Origin of the sequence: Streptococcus infantis, from assembly GCF_047460825.1 — a bacterium.
Taxonomy (GTDB): Bacteria; Bacillota; Bacilli; order Lactobacillales; family Streptococcaceae; genus Streptococcus; species Streptococcus infantis_V.
Map to the genome: position 1 here is coordinate 22001 of NZ_JASHFO010000017.1, position 18265 is coordinate 40265.

At 39.1% G+C, this 18265-nt stretch carries 19 protein-coding genes and 1 riboswitch; of the genes, 15 read left to right on the top strand and 4 right to left on the bottom strand.

The genetic code is table 11. The annotated features are described in order from the left end of the window. Positions 1-2: 2 nt before the first annotated feature. Positions 3-1352: a Trk system potassium transporter TrkA gene (gene trkA, locus QM911_RS06290; protein ID WP_414313444.1), complete on the bottom strand. Its 1350-nt coding sequence runs from the start codon at positions 1350-1352 to the stop codon at positions 3-5. Positions 1353-1745: 393 nt separating this feature from the next. Here trkA and QM911_RS06295 point away from each other — a divergent pair, with 393 nt between their 5' ends. The 13 genes from QM911_RS06295 to QM911_RS06355 all read left to right on the top strand — a co-directional run bounded on the left by QM911_RS06295 (position 1746) and on the right by QM911_RS06355 (position 12286). Next, positions 1746-2249 carry a tRNA (cytidine(34)-2'-O)-methyltransferase gene (locus tag QM911_RS06295; protein WP_045763706.1) on the top strand — a complete coding sequence of 168 codons (504 nt, stop codon included), beginning with the start codon at positions 1746-1748 and terminating at the stop codon, positions 2247-2249. A 48-nt stretch (positions 2250-2297) separates the two neighbouring features. Then, a riboswitch (FMN riboswitch) is annotated at positions 2298-2516 on the top strand. Between the two features lie 164 nt (positions 2517-2680). After that, a complete protein-coding gene (locus QM911_RS06300) occupies positions 2681-3244 on the top strand; it encodes an ECF transporter S component (protein ID WP_000185852.1) in 564 nt (187 codons plus the stop codon). Further along, positions 3234-3884, top strand: a complete 651-nt coding sequence (locus QM911_RS06305) for a phosphatase PAP2 family protein (protein ID WP_414313445.1) — start codon at positions 3234-3236, stop codon at positions 3882-3884. Before QM911_RS06300 ends, QM911_RS06305 begins: the two co-directional genes overlap by 11 nt. 27 nt (positions 3885-3911) lie before the next feature. After that, positions 3912-4331: a chromosome partitioning protein ParB gene (locus QM911_RS06310; protein ID WP_414313446.1), complete on the top strand. Its 420-nt coding sequence runs from the start codon at positions 3912-3914 to the stop codon at positions 4329-4331. Further along, positions 4306-4788, top strand: a complete 483-nt coding sequence (locus tag QM911_RS06315) for a GNAT family N-acetyltransferase (protein WP_414313451.1) — start codon at positions 4306-4308, stop codon at positions 4786-4788. Before QM911_RS06310 ends, QM911_RS06315 begins: the two co-directional genes overlap by 26 nt. Before the next feature lie 193 nt (positions 4789-4981). Continuing rightward, positions 4982-5407 (top strand): 50S ribosomal protein L11, encoded by a 426-nt coding sequence (gene rplK, locus QM911_RS06320; RefSeq protein WP_001085808.1) that lies wholly within the window; start codon positions 4982-4984, stop codon positions 5405-5407. 96 nt (positions 5408-5503) lie between these two features. Continuing rightward, entirely contained in the window at positions 5504-6193 is a 690-nt protein-coding gene (gene rplA, locus QM911_RS06325; RefSeq protein ID WP_001085672.1) for a 50S ribosomal protein L1, read from the top strand. Positions 6194-6397: 204 nt separating this feature from the next. Then, positions 6398-8098, top strand: a complete 1701-nt coding sequence (locus QM911_RS06330) for an acetolactate synthase large subunit (RefSeq protein ID WP_414313447.1) — start codon at positions 6398-6400, stop codon at positions 8096-8098. Beyond that, on the top strand, positions 8091-8567 hold the full coding sequence (ilvN, locus tag QM911_RS06335) for an acetolactate synthase small subunit (RefSeq protein WP_001253809.1): 477 nt from the start codon (positions 8091-8093) through the stop codon (positions 8565-8567). Before QM911_RS06330 ends, ilvN begins: the two co-directional genes overlap by 8 nt. Positions 8568-8632: 65 nt before the next feature. Continuing rightward, positions 8633-9655 carry a ketol-acid reductoisomerase gene (ilvC, locus tag QM911_RS06340; protein WP_045763621.1) on the top strand — a complete coding sequence of 341 codons (1023 nt, stop codon included), beginning with the start codon at positions 8633-8635 and terminating at the stop codon, positions 9653-9655. An 80-nt stretch (positions 9656-9735) separates the two neighbouring features. Then, positions 9736-10986 carry a threonine ammonia-lyase IlvA gene (gene ilvA / locus QM911_RS06345; RefSeq protein ID WP_045763620.1) on the top strand — a complete coding sequence of 417 codons (1251 nt, stop codon included), beginning with the start codon at positions 9736-9738 and terminating at the stop codon, positions 10984-10986. Between the two features lie 82 nt (positions 10987-11068). Beyond that, positions 11069-11965 carry an SPFH domain-containing protein gene (locus tag QM911_RS06350; RefSeq protein ID WP_000243418.1) on the top strand — a complete coding sequence of 299 codons (897 nt, stop codon included), beginning with the start codon at positions 11069-11071 and terminating at the stop codon, positions 11963-11965. A 105-nt stretch (positions 11966-12070) separates the two neighbouring features. Then, on the top strand, positions 12071-12286 hold the full coding sequence (locus tag QM911_RS06355) for a hypothetical protein (RefSeq protein ID WP_001140700.1): 216 nt from the start codon (positions 12071-12073) through the stop codon (positions 12284-12286). Positions 12287-12649: 363 nt separating this feature from the next. Here QM911_RS06355 and QM911_RS06360 read toward each other — a convergent pair whose 3' ends face one another. Together QM911_RS06360 and QM911_RS06365 are read right to left on the bottom strand one after the other, a co-directional pair. After that, positions 12650-13390: an amino acid ABC transporter ATP-binding protein gene (locus tag QM911_RS06360; RefSeq protein ID WP_000081949.1), complete on the bottom strand. Its 741-nt coding sequence runs from the start codon at positions 13388-13390 to the stop codon at positions 12650-12652. Next, on the bottom strand, positions 13390-14955 hold the full coding sequence (locus QM911_RS06365; protein WP_414313448.1) for an ABC transporter substrate-binding protein/permease: 1566 nt from the start codon (positions 14953-14955) through the stop codon (positions 13390-13392). Before QM911_RS06365 ends, QM911_RS06360 begins: the two co-directional genes overlap by 1 nt. Positions 14956-15085: 130 nt before the next feature. On the opposite strand from QM911_RS06365, the gene QM911_RS06370 reads away from it, so the two are divergent. Together QM911_RS06370 and QM911_RS06375 are read left to right on the top strand one after the other, a co-directional pair. Beyond that, complete coding sequence (locus tag QM911_RS06370; RefSeq protein ID WP_414313449.1) at positions 15086-16978, top strand: DUF2207 family protein; 1893 nt, start codon at positions 15086-15088, stop codon at positions 16976-16978. A 62-nt stretch (positions 16979-17040) separates the two neighbouring features. Next, positions 17041-17886: an undecaprenyl-diphosphate phosphatase gene (locus tag QM911_RS06375; protein WP_049549016.1), complete on the top strand. Its 846-nt coding sequence runs from the start codon at positions 17041-17043 to the stop codon at positions 17884-17886. Positions 17887-17925: 39 nt separating this feature from the next. Here the strand turns inward: QM911_RS06375 and QM911_RS06380 are convergent. Continuing rightward, positions 17926-18265 (bottom strand): transposase (locus QM911_RS06380; protein ID WP_414313450.1); only part of this gene is annotated, 340 nt, incomplete at its 5' end.

The window sequence follows — 18265 nt, forward strand, 5'->3', positions numbered from 1 at the left end:
GCTTACCTCTCTAACAGATCATAGATCTTGGTGATATTTGATAGTAGTGTGATGACAACTAACTTATCACCGACTTGAAGGCTATCTTCACCAGTTGGGAAGATTGTTTTTCCATTGCGGATAATAGCAGCAATTAAAATATCTTTTTTGAGTTTCAATTGAGACAAGGGTTTGCCAGTCATCTTGTTAGCTTCCTTGATAAGGAATTGAAGAGTCTCAACCTGTCCATTTGCTAGGTGGTGCATGGCTTGAAGGTCTGAATATTGGGCATTGGCACGACCATGGATAAAGTGCATAATCGTATCAACAGCGATGGTTTTGGGTGTGATGATACTAGAAAACTCAGGTGCATGGATAATCTCTAGGAGACTAGTTCGATTGACCTTAGTAATGTTTTTCTGAACACCAACACTATCCAAGAACATAGATGTAATAATGTTTTCTTCGTCAACTCCAGTAAGGGTTGCGACAGCATCGTAGTGTTGGGCACTTTCTTCTAGGAGAATATCTTTTGCAGTCCCATCCCCTTGTACAATGTAGAGTTTTGGATATTTTTGACTGAAAAATGCTGCGCGATCTGGATTGAGTTCAATGACCTTGGTATCAATACGGCTATCTTTCAAAATACCAACAAGGTAGTAGGCGATTTTGCCGGCACCGATAATGAGTAAACTCTTAACGACACGAGATTTGACATAGTTATGAAAAAGCATCATGTCTACACGATCGCCAGTAACAAAAATCCGATCCTTGTCTTGGAGGACCATGTCTCCACTTGGAATCATGAGTTTATGATCTCTCTCAATAGCACAGACAATCACATTGCCAAACTTTTTCCGGAAGTCTGCGATAGACATCTGACAGATATTGCTATCCTTACGGACAACAAATTCCATCAAACTAACCAAGCCACCTGCAAAACGCTCAACAGAAAGAGCGTTTGGGAAGTCGATGATGTTAGCAATAGCACGAGCCGCTAGGAGTTCTGGATTGACAATGAGAGAAAATCCGAGAATATTTTTTTCTTTAAAGTAAGGGTTGGAATACTCAGGATTGCGGACACGGACGATGGTTTCTTTAGCCCCCATCTTTTTAGCTAAGACAGCAGAGACCATATTGACCTCGTCATATTGAGTCATAGCAATGAAAATATCGCAGTCTTGAACATTGGCTGCTTCTAGCATGGCAAAGTCAGCCCCATTACCTGCAATTCCAATAATATCAAAACGGCTTGTCATGTAATTAAGAACGGTTTCGTTCTGTTCAATTAAGACAACATCATGATTGTCAGCGACAAGTGAACGACAAAGGGCAGAACCAACTTTCCCCCCTCCGACAAGAATAATCTTCATGTTATATAACCTACTTTTTCAATATGTATCTATCATACTCTTTTTTAGAATAAAATGCACTCGGCAACCGACTCTTTTCATTATTAGGGTGGAAAATTGTCTCATTGATAATCTTACTTATTAAAAAATTAAGATATAAATCAGCTATTTTCGTGTAATTCTAATGAATATAGAAGCATTTTTAACTAATGTAAATATGTTTGTAAAAAAATTGAAAAAATCAAGTCATTTCTATTGACAATCAAGCTGAAAGTGATATACTAAAACAGTAGTTTCGCTGATTTACTTCAAACCTGTTGTGAGGTAAGTTAACGATGCCTTAACCACGCTGTTTGCTGAGCTAGACTCCGGGCAGTGTGGCTATTTTTTTGCACTAGTGAGAGGAAACAAGGCATGGCAAATCACATTGTATTATTTGAACCCCAAATTCCACAAAATACGGGTAATATTGCTCGTACCTGCGCAGCAACGAATGCGCCCCTTCATATTATTAAACCGATGGGCTTTCCTATCGATGACCGTAAGATGAAGCGAGCAGGTCTAGATTATTGGGACAAGCTTGAGATTCATTTTTATGATAGTTTGGCTGATTTTATGGAAAAAATGGATGGTCAGCTCTACTTGATTTCCAAGTTTGCAGAAAAAGTCTATTCAGATGCAGATTTCACGACAGAAGGAGATCATTATTTTCTTTTTGGGAGAGAAGATAAGGGCTTGCCTGAGGAATTTATGCGTGAGCATCCAGAAAAAGCTCTCCGCATTCCCATGAATGATGAGCATGTTCGTAGTCTCAATGTTTCAAATACAGTTTGTATGATTGTTTATGAGGCACTTCGTCAACAAAACTTTGCGGGTCTCGAACTGGTTCACACTTACGAAACAGATAAGTTGAAATAAACACTTAGATAAAATGCTTGCGCTTGCAAGCTTTTTTTGTTATCATAAAGGGGTCTTCAGGGCAGGGTGAAATTCCCGACCGGCGGTAAATTTGACTAGCTATTTTAGCTTTCTCGTCGTTGTCTTGTCTCGATATACTTTAAGTATTATCTTCGACTACGACGCCTAGATAAATCTAAAATATCTTAGCCAAATAAGTCCGCGAGCGCAAGCTGATGTGGTGAAATTCCACAACCGACAGTATAGTCTGGATGGGAGAAGACGAAAGAATGGCTTTGTCTATTCTAATTGATTTTTTATAGGTAAATTGCAACCGCTTGCTAAAAAAAGAGTGAGGGGAAACTTTTGGAATTTAAAAATAAAAATAGAGGGTAGATAGAGGAATCCTTTCCAACTTCTTCTGATTTTATAGAAAATTGGAGGAACCTGTTATGACAAACACACGTCGACTTTCGACCATTGCAATTCTATCAGCGCTTTCATTTGTGTTGATGTACTTTGACTTTCCGCTTTTGCCAGCGGCATCCTTTTTGAGGATTGAGTTCAGTATTTTACCGGTCCTTGTGGGCTTGGTAGTCTTGGATTTACCAGCAGCTTTTGGAGTGCTTTTCCTTCGGTCCTTGTTGAAAATTCTTTTGAACAATCAAGGGGTTAGTACCTATATTGGTTTACCGATGAATATTGTTGCCTTGGGAGTCTTTGTGCTTGCTTTTGGTTTGATTTGGAAAAAAGAGCGAACAACCATGCGTTTCGTCCTAGCTTCACTAGCTGGTACGCTTGGTTTGACTCTAGCTATGCTAGTTCTGAACTACGTCTATGCTGTTCCTTTGTACGCTAAGTTTGCTAATTTTGATATTGAGAAAATCTTAGGATTGAGCAACTACCTGATGACTATGGTCTTGCCTTTTAATCTGATTGAAGGTATTATCTTTGCCATCTCTTTCTGGTTGTTGTTTGTCCTTTTGAAACCAACTTTAAAATACTATGAAAGATAAACAAACATATTTGATGAAGGGCTCTTTTGCCCTTTTGCTTTTTGTAATTTTAGGTTATATTGTCAAGTTTTACCCTAATATGCTGATTGGCTTTGATCAACCAATCCAGACTGCTATTCGAGGTGACTTACCTGCTTCCTTGACCGTTCTTTTCAGAACAATCACACATTTAATTGATATCCCAGTCATTATCACTTGGGTTCTCATTGTAGCTTTTATTTTTTACCGTAAGCAATGGAAACTGGAAAGTTATCTCATGCTGGGGAATTTGACTTTAGCTGGAATCTTAATCGTAACCTTTAAAAATATCTACCAACGACCTAGACCAGAAATAGTACATCTAGTAGAGGAAAAAGGTTTTTCTTTTCCAAGTGGACATTCTCTGGCAGTAACGATTATGGTTGGAACTTTGATTGTGATTTTAAGCCAAAGGATTAAGAATACAGTCTGGAGAAAAATCGTTCAAATCTTGCTAAGTTTATACATCTTCAGTGTATTGGTATCAAGAATTTATCTGGGAGTTCACTACCCGTCAGATGTGATTGCCAGCCTTTGTGTAGGCCTAGGAGTTTTGTTTATGGAGTTTCCTTTCTATGATAAACTGCGTTTTCAATGGCGCTTCAAAGGAAAGCAGAAGTAGGCATTAACCCTTCTTGAGGAGGAAGAAATGGAAGTCAACATAAAAGATCTTCATCCGAGTCAACTATACTTATCAGAAAAGAAATTACAAGATATCCAGATGCTTTATCAGTCGGTAGAATTAATCAATATTGATCCAATCAGTGTTCTTGCATTTGGAGATTATTTGTTGATTACAGATGGGCATCACAGGGCTTATCAGGCTTTATTGATAGGCCAGAATACGATTTCTGCTGAGTGGGATAGAGATGGAGGTGATGAACTATATCATCTCTATGCGCAAGCTTGTGAGAAAAGAAAGATATACTCTGTTCTGGATTTAAAAGATTATATCTTATCTCAAGATGAGTATGAAGCAAAATGGTATAACTGGTGTGATGGATTTAACCAAGCAGCGGAGCTAGTATTAGGATTAGAAAATGATGACAAAAATCATTCAGATAGATAATTCCTTGCGTCTAGTTCCCTATTTTTTAGCGGATCATCATGATGCAGCTTTGGCCTGGTATCAAGATGTGGATTTGGTGGAACTTGTAGACGGTATTAGAATACCTTATAGTCCGGAAAAATTAAATGCCATGTATTCCTATTTAGAAAGACACGGGGATTTGTTCTGGATTGAGTTTCGAGAAAAGGGAGAGTGGCTTCCAATTGGGGATGTTACCTTATCTCAGGAGAATCTTCCTATTGTGATTGGCAATCCAACTTATCAACATCAGGGACTTGGACGCAAGGTTTTGAAGGCTTTGATTGATTTAGCTCGGCAAAAGGGTTGGAAACAATTGAAAGTTCAAGAAATCTATACTTTCAACCGTATCTCTAGAAGATGTTTTGAGTCTCTTGGATTTGTGGAAAGTGGTACTACTGAAAATGGAGTGAGTTTTGTACTGACTTTGAGCGAATGAATTCCCTCCGTCGTGGTAGAAGATTCTGAAGATTGATTTCACCAAAAAAGTGTAACAAAAAGAAATATCAAAAATAAAAATTTCTCTTGCATTTTTTAAAAAATAGTGTATAATAGATGAGTATGCGTAAAGCATACTTGTGGGAGGTAAAAATCTCTAAATTACCGCCAAAACCACAAAGGAGGATTTAAAAATGGCTAAAAAAGTCGAAAAACTTGTAAAATTGCAAATCCCTGCTGGTAAAGCTACACCAGCTCCACCGGTTGGACCTGCTCTTGGTCAAGCTGGTATCAACATCATGGGATTCACAAAAGAGTTCAACGCTCGTACAGCTGATCAAGCTGGTATGATCATTCCAGTTGTTATCTCAGTATACGAAGATAAATCATTTACTTTCGTTACTAAAACACCACCAGCTGCTGTTCTTTTGAAAAAAGCTGCAGGTGTTGAAAAAGGATCAGGTACACCTAACAAAACTAAAGTTGCTACAGTTACTCGTGCACAAGTACAAGAAATTGCAGAAACTAAGATGCCAGATTTGAACGCTGCAAACATTGAGTCTGCAATGCGTATGATCGAAGGTACTGCTCGTTCTATGGGATTCACTGTTGTTGACTAATCAATAACTTCCCTATATAACCCGCAAGACTTCATCATTTCGAGAAGTGACGTGGGAGATGAAAATCGATTGAACCACTTACAAGGAGAATAGAAAATGGCTAAAAAAAGCAAACAACTTCGTGCTGCTCTTGAGAAAATCGACAGCACAAAAGCATACAGCGTAGAAGAAGCTGTAGCTCTTGCAAAAGAAACTAACTTTGCAAAATTTGATGCAACTGTAGAAGTTGCTTACAACTTGAACATCGACGTGAAAAAAGCTGACCAACAAATCCGTGGAGCAATGGTATTGCCAAACGGTACTGGTAAAACAGCTCGCGTTCTTGTATTTGCACGTGGTGCAAAAGCTGAAGAAGCTAAAGCTGCTGGTGCAGACTTCGTTGGTGAAGACGACCTTGTTGCTAAAATCAACGACGGTTGGTTGGACTTCGACGTAGTTATCGCTACACCTGACATGATGGCTCTTGTTGGACGTCTTGGACGTGTCCTTGGACCACGTAACTTGATGCCAAACCCTAAAACTGGTACTGTAACAATGGATGTTGCAAAAGCAGTTGAAGAGTCTAAAGGTGGTAAAATCACTTACCGTGCTGACCGTGCAGGTATCGTACAAGCTATCATCGGTAAAGTTTCATTTGAAGCTGACAAGTTAGTTGAAAACTTCAAAGCATTCAACGAAACAATCCAAAAAGCTAAACCAGCTACTGCTAAAGGAACTTACGTAACAAGCTTGACAATCACAACTACTCAAGGTGTTGGTATCAAGGTTGACGTTAACTCACTTTAATTAGTAAATAATCGAAAGGTTGGGACATTTTGTCTCAACCTTTTTTCTATTAAAAGGTAAAAATACGTATAAACTTTCTAATCTATTTGATATTGTAAAGTATCTAGATAGAAAATTCAGAAAATTGTTTCTTTTGTCTTGAAAATTTTTGAAAAAATGGTATTATAGAAACAAGTCATTTTATTGAGAAGAGAAAGGGGAACGATGGAGAAAATCATTTTAGACTCACCAAAGTCAGGTTCGGAACTCGTTTTGGAAACACTCCGTGACCTAGGAATCGATACGATTTTTGGTTATCCAGGCGGGGCGGTATTGCCTTTATATGATGCTATTTATAATTTTAAAGGCATTCGCCATATTCTAGGTCGCCATGAGCAGGGCTGTCTTCACGAAGCTGAAGGTTATGCTAAGTCAACAGGAAAACTGGGTGTAGCAGTCGTCACAAGCGGACCAGGAGCTACAAATGCCATTACAGGGATCGCAGATGCTATGAGCGATAGTGTTCCCCTTTTAGTCTTTACTGGCCAAGTGGCACGTGCTGGAATTGGGAAAGATGCTTTTCAAGAAGCTGATATCGTTGGTATCACCATGCCAATCACTAAGTACAATTATCAGGTTCGTGAAACGGCAGATATTCCACGTATTATTACAGAGGCGGTACATATTGCGACCACAGGTCGTCCGGGACCAGTCGTCATTGACCTTCCAAAAGATGTTTCTGCGCTTGAGACAGACTTCATTTACTCTCCAGAGATAGATTTACCAAGTTATCAGCCAACACTTGAGCCAAATGATATGCAAATCAAGAAAATCTTGAAGCAATTGTCTAAGGCTAAAAAACCAGTCTTGCTAGCTGGGGGTGGGATTAGTTACGCTGAGGCTGCAGCAGAGTTAAATGAATTTGCAGAGCGTTATCAAATTCCAGTTGTGACAAGTCTTTTGGGACAGGGGACAATTGCAACTAGCCATCCACTGTTTTTGGGAATGGGTGGAATGCATGGTTCCTTTGCAGCAAATATTGCCATGACTGAGGCTGATTTTATGATTTCTATTGGTTGCCGCTTTGATGACCGTTTGACTGGAAATCCTAAAACCTTTGCTAAGAATGCAAAAGTAGCACATATTGATATCGATCCTGCAGAGATTGGTAAGATTATCGCAGTTGATATTCCGGTTGTTGGTGATGCGAAAAAGGCTTTGCAGCAGTTACTAGCTGAGCCAATCGTTCGTAACAATACTGAAAAGTGGATTGAGAAAGTTACCAAAGATAAGAATCGTGTTCGTTCTTATGATAAGAAAGAACGTGTGGTTCAACCTCAAGCAGTTATTGAACGCGTCGGTGAGTTGACCAATGGCGATGCCATTGTCGTAACAGACGTTGGACAACACCAAATGTGGACGGCTCAATATTATCCTTACCAAAACGAGCGTCAATTGGTAACATCAGGTGGTCTAGGAACCATGGGATTCGGAGTCCCAGCAGCTATTGGTGCTAAGATTGCTAATCCAGATAAAGAAGTTGTTCTCTTTGTCGGAGATGGCGGTTTCCAGATGACCAATCAGGAATTGGCAATCTTAAATATTTACAAGATTCCAATCAAGGTCATCATGCTTAATAACCATTCACTCGGGATGGTTCGTCAGTGGCAAGAAGCCTTCTATGATGGTCGAACTTCAGAGTCGGTCTTTGATAGCCTTCCAGATTTCCAATTGATGGCTCAAGCCTATGGAATTAAGAATTATAAGTTTGATAATCCTGAAACTCTTGAGAAGGATTTGGAAGTCATCATGGAAGATGAACCAATGTTTATTGAAGTAGACATTTCTCGGAAAGAACATGTTTTACCGATGGTCCCAGCTGGTAAGAGTAATCATGAGATGTTGGGGGTGAAGTTTAATGCGTAGAATGTTAACAGCCAAACTTCAAAACCGTTCAGGTGTTCTCAATCGCTTCACAGGAGTTTTATCGAGACGTCAAGTCAATATCGAAAGCATTTCTGTTGGCGCAACGGAAAATCCTAACGTATCACGAATTACCATTATCATCGATGTTGCCTCACATGATGAGGTGGAGCAAATCATCAAACAACTTAATCGTCAGATTGATGTAATTCGTATTCGTGATATTACGGATCAGCCCCACTTAGAACGAGAAGTGATTCTTATAAAGGTTTCAGCTCCTGCTGAAAAACGTGCAGAAATTTTGGCTATTATCCAACCTTTCCGTGCAACAGTAGTCGATGTAGCTCCAAGTTCCATTACCATTCAGATGACTGGGAATGCAGAAAAGAGTGAAGCCTTAATTCGAGTGATTCGACCATATGGTATTAAGAATATCGCTCGTACGGGTGCAACTGGATTTACCCGCGACTAAAAATCCAACCTCAATTTGTTAAACTAGCCTAATAGGCAATAAAAATAGAAAAGAGAGAAAAAACTATGGCAGTTCAAATGGAATACGAAAAAGATGTAAAAGTAGCAGCACTTGACGGTAAAAAAATCGCCGTTATCGGTTATGGTTCACAAGGTCATGCTCACGCTCAAAACTTGCGTGATTCAGGTCGTGATGTGATCATCGGTGTACGCCCAGGTAAATCTTTTGACAAAGCAAAAGAAGATGGTTTTGATACATACACAGTAGCAGAAGCAACTAAGTTGGCTGATGTTATCATGATCTTGGCTCCGGACGAAATCCAACAAGAATTGTACGAAGCAGAAATTGCACCAAACTTGGAAGCTGGAAATGCAGTTGGTTTTGCACATGGTTTCAACATCCACTTCGAATTCATCAAAGTTCCTGCAGATGTTGATGTCTTCATGTGTGCTCCTAAAGGACCAGGACACTTGGTACGTCGTACTTACGAAGAAGGATTTGGTGTTCCAGCGCTTTACGCTGTCTACCAAGATGCAACAGGAAATGCTAAAGACATCGCTATGGACTGGTGTAAAGGTGTTGGTGCAGCTCGTGTAGGCCTTCTTGAAACAACTTACAAAGAAGAAACTGAAGAAGATTTGTTTGGTGAACAAGCAGTACTTTGTGGTGGTTTGACTGCCCTTATTGAAGCTGGTTTTGAAGTCTTGACAGAAGCTGGTTATGCTCCAGAATTGGCTTACTTTGAAGTTCTTCATGAAATGAAATTGATCGTTGACTTGATCTATGAAGGTGGATTCAAAAAAATGCGTCAATCAATTTCAAACACTGCTGAGTATGGTGACTATGTTTCAGGTCCACGTGTAATCACTGAACAAGTCAAAGAAAACATGAAAGCAGTTCTTGCGGACATCCAAAATGGTAAATTTGCCAACGACTTTGTAAATGACTACAAAGCTGGACGTCCAAAATTGACTGCTTACCGTGAACAAGCAGCTAACCTTGAAATTGAAAAAGTTGGTGCAGAATTGCGTAAAGCAATGCCATTTGTCGGTAAAAACGACGATGATGCATTCAAGATCTACAACTAATTTTTAAGAATATAAACAGAAGGCGAGTTGGGGGGAACCTAACTCGTTTTTTATCTTGAAAACTCATCGAGGAGGAGATTATGCTAAGTGCAAAAGATGTGGTGAAAGCCCACAAGGTTTTGAGTGGTGTAGTAGCCAATACGCCACTTGACTACGATCATTATTTATCCGAAAAATATGGAGCGAAAATTTATCTTAAAAAGGAAAATGCTCAACGTGTCCGTTCTTTTAAAATTCGTGGGGCTTATTACGCTATTTCCCAATTGACAAAAGAGGAACGTGAACGTGGTGTAGTGTGTGCTTCAGCGGGAAATCACGCTCAAGGAGTTGCCTACACATGTAATGAGATGAAGATTCCTGCAACAATCTTTATGCCAATTACGACACCTCAACAGAAAATTGGTCAGGTTCGTTTCTTTGGAGGAGATTTTGTTACGATCAAATTAGTAGGGGATACTTTTGATGCTTCAGCCAAGGCTGCTCAAGACTTTACTGTAGCTGAAAATCGTACTTTTATTGACCCCTTTGATGATCCCTATGTTCAAGCTGGTCAGGGTACGGTAGCCTATGAAATTTTAGAAGAAGCTCGTAAAGAATCTATTGAATTTGATACTGTCTTGGTACCTGTTGGAGGCGGAGGTCTCATTTCAGGTGTTTCTACTTATATTAAAGAGACAAATCCTCAGATTGAGGTCATTGGAGTAGAGGCTGAAGGTGCTCGTTCTATGAAGGCTGCCTTTGAAGCTGGAGGACCGGTTAAACTTAAAGAAATTGATAAGTTTGCGGATGGAATTGCAGTGCAAAAGGTAGGACAGTTGACCTATGAAGCAACACGCAAACATGTAGAAACTCTTATCGGAGTAGATGAAGGCTTGATTTCTGAGACCTTAATTGATCTCTACTCTAAACAAGGTATCGTAGCAGAACCTGCGGGTGCTGCTAGTGTTGCAGCTCTAGAAGTATTATCCGATTATATTAAAGGCAAGACTATTTGTTGTATCATTTCTGGAGGGAATAATGACATTAACCGTATGCCAGAGATGGAAGAACGTGCCTTGATTTATGATGGTATCAAGCATTACTTTGTAGTGAATTTCCCACAACGTCCGGGAGCACTTCGAGAGTTTGTAAATGATATCTTAGGACCTCATGATGATATCACTCGTTTTGAATATATCAAACGAGCTAGCAAGGGAACTGGTCCAGTACTAATAGGGATTGCACTTGCTGATAAACATGATTATGCGGGATTGATTCACCGGATGGAAAAATTCGACCCGTCTTATATTAACTTGAATGGGAATGAGACCCTATATAATATGCTTGTTTAATATGCTATGAAATTTTTATCATATTATTTGCCTAACCTATTTACTAGTGCTATAATGTAAGTGAAGAAAGGGGGAGATTCCCATGGTTTTAAAAGTTATACTTGTTCTAATTATTCTAATGCTTATTGTAGGAGCTATATTAATGAGCTCAATCTATGTTGTTCGACAACAATCAGTAGCTATCATTGAACGATTTGGTAAGTATCAAAAATTGAGCAATAGTGGTATTCACCTAAGAGCACCATTTGGAATTGATAAAATTGCAGCTCGTGTACAACTGCGTCTCTTGCAAAGTGAAATCGTTGTGGAAACCAAGACTCAAGATAACGTATTTGTGACGATGAATGTTGCGACACAGTACCGAGTAAATGAACAAAATGTTACAGATGCTTACTATAAACTAATGAGACCTGAGGCTCAAATCAAATCTTATATTGAAGACGCATTGCGCTCATCAGTTCCTAAGTTAACTTTGGATGAATTGTTTGAGAAAAAGGATGAAATTGCATTAGAAGTTCAAAAACAAGTAGCGGAAGAAATGTCAACGTATGGGTACATTATCGTCAAAACGCTCATTACCAAAGTAGAGCCGGATGCGGAAGTCAAGCAATCGATGAATGAAATCAATGCTGCTCAACGTAAGAGAGTAGCAGCACAAGAATTGGCCGAAGCAGATAAAATTAAGATCGTAACAGCGGCCGAAGCAGAGGCAGAAAAGGATCGCTTACATGGTGTGGGGATCGCAGAGCAACGAAAAGCAATTGTTGATGGACTTGCTGATTCTATTAAAGAGTTAAAAGGAGCCAATGTTGAATTAACTGAAGAGCAAATCATGTCAATCTTGTTAACTAACCAGTATTTAGATACATTGAATAATTTTGCAGAAAAACAAGGTAATAATACAATTTTCTTACCAGCAAATCCTAACGGAGTTGAAGATATACGAACCCATATATTATCGGCTTTGAAAGCTAAGTAAATGTAATCTTAACGTCTTATTTGATTGGATATATGTTTTGTTATTGACAAATGCCATAAAAACGTATACAATTAAATATCGTAAAGAATAAAATAGGAGAAAAACATGGCTAAGACTAACTTTGAAAAAGTAGAATCAGTTGTTAGCTGGGTTCGTGATAAGAAGATCACTGGTTATCGTATTTCTAAAGAAACGAATGCACGTGAAATGTCTATCATTGCTCTAGCTCAAGGACGTGCAAAAGTTAAAAATATTTCCTTTGAAACAGCCCTTGGATTAATTGATTTCTATGAAAAAAATCATGAAAAATTTGAAGATTAATCTTTGGATACTAGCAGACTCTAATTAGGGTCTGCTTTTATTTATGGAACGGCGAAATAGCCATGCTATGACCTACTAAACAAATCTATCTGTAAGGATGAACTAGGTTGACAGTAGAGGAGTGATCTCACTCACTCATGAAAATCAAATAAAAGATTAGGAATAGAGTTACAAGCATTACTTGCTTAGGAAAAAGAAGAAGGGATAAAAGTAATTTTTAAAGTATATAAAAAGAGGTCGGAATAAAAAACTCCGACCTTGATTTTTATATTCTTATGTTCATGAGCCTTTGACTCAATGTTGATTGGGGATTGAATAGGAAAACAACTCTTGGTTTAAGAGGTTTATTCAACCGCTTTTGTCTTATCCTAAATAGCGTTGTAAAAATTCTCTTGTACGTTCTTCTTTAGGATTTGTAAATAAATCTTCAGGTTTGCCTTCTTCTGCAATAACACCTTTGTCCATAAAGATGACGCGGTGTGATACGTCACGAGCAAATTCCATTTCGTGGGTTACAACGATCATTGTCAAGCCTTCTTGAGCTAGTTCTTGCATGATTTTTAGAACTTCACCAACCATTTCAGGGTCAAGGGCTGAAGTAGGCTCGTCAAAGAGAATGGCATCAGGATTCATAGAAAGCGCGCGAGCAATGGCGACACGTTGCTTTTGACCACCTGAAAGTTGCTTAGGTTTAGCTTGCCAGTAGCGCTCTCCCATTCCAACTTTTTCAAGGTTTTCTTTAGCAATTTTCTCTGCTTCTGATCGTTCACGTTTGAGAACGGTTGTCTGTGCAACAATCGTATTTTCAAGAACATTGAGATTTTCAAAGAGGTTAAAGGACTGGAAGACCATACCTAGTTTTTCACGATAGTGAGTGAGATTATAGCCTTTCTCGAGGACATTTTCACCGTGATAAAGGATTTCACCTTCAGTTGGTGTTTCGAGAAGGTTGATAGAACGTAGGAAGGTTGATTTACCACTACCGGAACTACCGATGATAGAAATCACTTCTCCTTTGTGAATAGTGAGAGAGATGTCTTTTAGGACCTCGTTTTGCCCGTAGGATTTTTTGAGGTGTTTGATTTCAAGGATTGGTTGACTCATTATTTCAAATCCTCCGTTTGCATTTGGTTAGCACCTGTCGTGTAGGTATCCATATCCATACGTTTTTCGATGAAGCGGAGGATACGCGTTACTGTGAAGGTGAGGACAAAGTAGATAACTGCTATGATGGTAAAGGTTTGGAAGTACTGGTAGGTTTGTGTTGCTACTGTATTTCCTGAGAAGTAAAGTTCTACTACAGAGATAACGTTCAATACAGAAGTATCCTTGATGTTGATGACGAACTCATTACCAGTCGCTGGTAGAATATTTCGAACAACTTGAGGCAAAACAATCTTACGCATGGTCTGGTTATGAGTCATACCAAGTGCAGTTGCCGCTTCAAATTGCCCCTTATCAACAGACAAAATACCACCACGAACAATTTCAGTCATGTAGGCACCAGTGTTGATTGAAACGATAAAGATAGCAGCTAGCGTACGATCTAGGTTGATCCCGAAAGCTTGGGCAGTTCCATAGTAGATAACCATAGATTGCACAATCATAGGTGTCCCACGGAAAATTTCAATATAGATATTGAGAATCCAACCGATTAGTTTTTGGATTCCAAAGATAAATTGGTTTTCAGAAAGAGGTGCAGTACGGAAAACACCGATGGCAAGACCGATAGCGAGACCAACTATGGTACCGATAATTGAAATGAGAAGGGTAATACCAGCACCACGCAAAAGTTGTTGCCAGTTTTCAGTCAGAATTTTAGCGACTTGGCCAAAGAAATTACTGTTGCTTTCTTCTGTCGTTGTAGATTCTGCTGGTTGCTCTTTGATCATACGATCCATGAGAGCAACTTGTTCATCTTTAGAAATGGTTTCGATGCTAGCATTGATTTGGCTAATACGTTCGTCGTCTTTACGAAGACCGATAGCGATAGAGGTATCCTCTTCTCCAGTTTTAAAACCAGGTTCAGGCTGAATCATTTTGAACTTTGCATTTGCTGACTCAGCAGTTAGGGCTTCTGGTCGTTCAGAAACATAGGCATCAATGACACCAGCTTCAAGAGCTTGACGCATTTGTGCGAAATCACCCATGGCAGTTTCCTTTTTAGCGCTTGGAATTTGAGAAATCAAGTCGTAAAGGTAAACACCTTGTTGAGAAGTGATTTTTGCTCCGCTAAAGTCCTCTAGAGATTTAGCGTTTGCATAGGCAGAATCCTTTTTGACCAAAAGTACTGGTTCGCTAGTATAGTAGCTGCTTGAAAATGCAATTTCTTGTTTGCGTTCAGCAGTTGGGCTCATACCTGCAATGATCATATCAATCTTACCAGAAGTAAGGGCTGGAACAAGTCCTTCCCACTTGGTTTTAACAACCAAGGGCTCTTTACCTAGGTCCTTAGCAATCTTTTTAGCTATTTGGACGTCGTAACCATTAGCATATTGGTTGGTTCCATCGATTTTGACAGCGCCGTTACTGTCGTCATCTTGAGTCCAGTTAAAGGGTGCGTAGGCTGCCTCCATACCGATGCGTAAATATTCATCGGCTTGGACCTGGCTAACTAGTCCTAAAGTAAGGGCTAGGCTAGCAAGGATAGTTAAGCATAATTTTTTCATGATTTCTCCTATTTCTAGTCTAAAATTGCTTCTCTCTATTGTATCGAAAAAGCGGAACTTTTTCAATCTTAGTAAACCCTTACTTGTAAAAAAATGATATAATGAGAAAAAGGTTAAAAGAGGATATATTATGAAAAAAAGATGGTTAATAGTACTTATATTTACTTGTCTGATAATTGTTCCAAAATTGGTTTTTGCCGTGGATTTCAGCATTCCATCCTATAAAGGAGAACTGTATATTCATGCAGATAATACAGCAGAATTTAGACAGAAGATAGATTATCAGTTTGAGGAGGACTTTAAGGGCCAAATCGTGGGACTTGGACGTGCTGGCAAGATGCCAAGCGGATTTTATATTGATCCTCAGCCAAAGGTTGAGGCATCTAAAAATGGTCATAAAATCGAAAATCTTACCAGCGAAGTGACAGAAGAAGCTAATGGTTATACTGTTAAAGTCTATAATCCAGGTCAGGAAGGGGACAGGGTCGAAGTGGAACTTACCTGGCAATTGAAAAATCTTCTTTTCTTATATGATGATATTGCTGAATTAAATTGGCAACCCTTAACAGATAGTTCAGAATCTATTGAAAAATTTGAGTTTCATGTGATGGGAGATAATGGGGCCGAAAAACTCTTTTTCCACACAGGTAAACTTTTTAGAGAGGGAACGATTGAAAAGAGTGGTCATGACTATACTATTCGTTTAGACAATCTTCCGTCTAAGCGCGGAGTTGAGTTGCATGCCTACTGGCCACGAACCGATTTTGCTAGCGCTATGGATCAGGGCTTAAAAGGGAATCGTTTAGAAGAGTTTAATAAGGTAGAAGAGTCGATTGTTAGAGAAAAAGATCAGAGTAAACAACTCGTTACTTGGGTATTTCCTTTGCTACTTTCCATTTCCTTGTTATTGAGTGTCTGCTTCTATTTTATCTATAGAAGAAAAACCACTTCTTCAGTCAAATATGCCAAAAATCATCGTCTCTATGAACCACCAATGGAATTAGAACCTATGGTTTTATCAGAGGCTGTCTACTCGACCTCCTTGGAGGAAGTGAGTCCTCTAACCAAAGGAGCAGGTAAATTCACCTTTGACCAACTTATTCAAGCTACCTTATTAGATGTGATAGACCGTGGGAATGTCTCTATTATTTCAGAGGGAGACGCAGTTGGTTTGAGACTGGTAAAAGAAGATGGTTTATCAAGCTTTGAAAAAGACTGCTTAAATCTGGCCTTTTCAGGAAAAAAAGAAGCAACTCTTTCCAATTTGTTTGCGGATTACAAGGTATCTGATAGTCTTTATCGTAGAGCAAAAGTCTCTGATGAAAAACGGATTCAAGCAAGGGGGCTTCAGCTTAAATCTTCTTTCGAAGAAGCATTGAAAGAGATGCAAGAAGGAGTGAGAAATCGGGTTACCTTCTGGGGACTCCCAGATTACTATCGTCCTTTAACTGGTGTGGAAAAGGCCTTGCAAGTGGGTATGGGACTTTCTACTATCCTACCTCTATTTATCGGATTTGGTTTGTTCTTGTACAGTTTAGATGTTCATGCTTATTTTTACCTCCCTTTGTCAGTACTTAGTTTTCTAGGTTTGGTTTTGGCTGTTTTCTATTATTGGAAGCTTCGACTAGATAATCGTGATGGTGTCCTAAATGAAGCAGGAGCAGAAGTCTACTATCTCTGGACCAGTTTTGAAAATATGTTGCGTGACATTGCACGATTGGATCAGGCTGAATTGGAAAGTATTGTTGTTTGGAATCGTCTATTAGTGTATGCAACTTTGTTTGGATATGCTGACAAGGTTAGCCATTTGATGAAGGTTCACCACATCCAAGTAGAAAATCCAGATATCAATCTCTATGTAGCTTATAGCTGGCACAGTATGTTTTATCATTCAACAGCACAAATGAGCCATTATGCTAGTGTCGCAAATACAGCAAGTACTTTCTCTGTATCATCTGGAAGCGGTAGCTCTGGTGGAGGTTTTTCAGGCGGTGGCGGTGGTGGAAGTATTGGTGCTTTCTAAAGAAAACTCAACACAGCCTTTAAAAGTATGCTATAATGGAAGATAGAAAAAAGGAGTAATCTATGTATCTTATTGAAATTTTAAAATCGATCTTTTTTGGGATTGTTGAAGGAATAACGGAGTGGTTGCCGATTTCAAGTACTGGTCACCTGATCCTAGCGGAAGAATTTGTCCAATATAAAGACCAAAGTGAAGCCTTTATGTCTATGTTTAACGTGGTTATTCAACTTGGTGCAATCTTAGCCGTTATGGTTATCTACTTTAACAAACTTAATCCTTTCAAACCAGGGAAAGATAAAGTTCAAGTTCGTAGAACTTGGCAATTATGGTCGAAAGTATTTGTTGCGACTCTCCCTCTTCTCCTTGTCTTTAAGTTTGATGACTGGTTTGATACCCATTTCCACAATATGGTTTCAGTAGCCATTATGTTGATTGTTTATGGGGTTGCCTTTATCTATCTTGAAAAACGGAACAAAGCGCAAGCGATTGAGCCAACAGTCACAGAGCTAGACAAGTTGCCTTATAAAACGGCCCTCTATATCGGACTTTTCCAAGTCTTGGCACTTTTACCTGGGACTAGCCGTTCGGGTGCCACTATCGTTGGTGGTTTGTTAAATGGAACTAGTCGTTCGGTGGTAACTGAGTTTACCTTCTATCTAGGAATTCCAGTTATGTTTGGAGCTAGTGCTTTGAAGATTTTTAAATTTATCAAGGCTGGAGAAGTGCTGAGTTTTGGTCAATTTTTCTTGCTCTTGGTAGCAATGGTAGTGGCTTTTGCAGTCAGCATGGTTGCTATTCGTTTCTTGACCAGCTATGTTAAAAAACACGACTTTACGATGTTTGGTAAATACCGTATTGTCCTAGGTAGTGTCTTACTACTTTATAGCTTTGTTCGATTATTTGTATAAGAAAAGGCTCATTGTCAACTGTAGTGGGTTGAATAAAAGCTAACATCTGGAGAGGACAATCGTTGTCCTCTCCATTTTTATATTCAGAGCGATGAAAATTCGTTTCTTAAAATTGTCAAAGTTCCTAAAACCAAAAGCATTTCGTTTGATAAGTTTGATGAGATTATTGGTCGCTTCCAGTTTGGCGTTGGAATAGGGCAATTGAAGGGCGTTGACAATTTTCTCTTTGTCCTTGAGAAATGTCTTAAAGACAGTCTGAAAAAGAGGATGAACCTGTTTAAGATTGTCCTCAATGAGTCCGAAAAATTTGTCTGGCTCCTTGTTCTGAAAGTGAAAAAGCAAGAGCTGATAGAGATTATAGTGGTGTCTCAAGTCTTCT